Here is a 714-nt window from a genome sequence, read left to right on the forward strand (position 1 = left end):
TGCAGATTGCTTGGGTGTTATATGGTCAAGCCTCACGGGCAATTAGTATTGGTTAGCTCAACGCCTCACAGCGCTTACACACCCAACCTATCAACGTCGTAGTCTTCGACGGCCCTTTAGGGGATTCAAGATCCCAGTGAGATCTCATCTTGAGGCAAGTTTCCCGCTTAGATGCTTTCAGCGGTTATCTCTTCCGAACATAGCTACCCGGCAATGCCACTGGCGTGACAACCGGAACACCAGAGGTTCGTCCACTCCGGTCCTCTCGTACTAGGAGCAGCCCCTCTCAAATCTCAAACGTCCACGGCAGATAGGGACCGAACTGTCTCACGACGTTCTAAACCCAGCTCGCGTACCACTTTAAATGGCGAACAGCCATACCCTTGGGACCGGCTTCAGCCCCAGGATGTGATGAGCCGACATCGAGGTGCCAAACACCGCCGTCGATATGAACTCTTGGGCGGTATCAGCCTGTTATCCCCGGAGTACCTTTTATCCGTTGAGCGATGGCCCTTCCATACAGAACCACCGGATCACTAAGACCTACTTTCGTACCTGCTCGACGTGTGTGTCTCGCAGTCAAGCGCGCTTTTGCCTTTATACTCTACGACCGATTTCCGACCGGTCTGAGCGCACCTTCGTACTCCTCCGTTACTCTTTGGGAGGAGACCGCCCCAGTCAAACTACCCACCATACACTGTCCTCGATCCGGAT

The 714-nt window shown here is 53.8% G+C and carries 1 rRNA gene; it reads right to left on the minus strand.

The window, feature by feature from the left end:
- Positions 1–21: 21 nt before the first annotated feature.
- Positions 22–714, minus strand: a 23S ribosomal RNA gene (locus ACLEJW_RS23205); the annotation flags it as partial.

This window comes from Pseudomonas sp. SMSB3 (genome assembly GCF_052041965.1).
GTDB lineage: Bacteria > Pseudomonadota > Gammaproteobacteria > Pseudomonadales > Pseudomonadaceae > Aquipseudomonas.